1 protein-coding gene is annotated in these 438 nt (G+C 53.7%); it reads right to left on the bottom strand.

All coding sequences use genetic code 11. The features are described from left to right. Positions 1-438: amino acid permease (locus AC3DEV_RS17140; RefSeq protein ID WP_488372896.1), on the bottom strand; the 438-nt coding region annotated here is incomplete at both ends.

Genomic DNA, 438 nt, shown 5'->3' with positions numbered 1-438 from the left:
CATCAGACCGGCCATTGACGGGTTCCGAATTTCAGCCAGTTCAGGACGTGCCACCACGCCCAGCGAAAGCAGCGTTACCAGCAAATAAACGCCCAGAGCGGAGAGAACCGCCAGCAGTGTCGCTTTGCCAACATCACGCTTATTACGCGCACGCGCAGAAACAACCACGGCACCTTCCACACCAATGAAAACCCACAGGGTGATCAGCATGGTGTTTTTCACCTGTTCCCACACGGGTACGCCAAGTGCAAGTCCGGTGAAGTCGAGCTTGAAGGTATCCAGTTTGAACATCATCATCGCCAGCACAACAAACAGACCCAACGGCAACAATTTTGCCAGTGTCGCCACAAGGTTAATGCTGGCAGCGGTTTGCACCCCGCGCAGGATCAAAAAGTGAACAATCCACAATAAAGCCGATGCACCGACGATCGATTGCCA

The sequence above is a fragment of the Dietzia sp. IBK-p2-15D genome (assembly GCF_057773105.1).
This window is presented reverse-complemented; position numbering and strand designations above follow the sequence as displayed.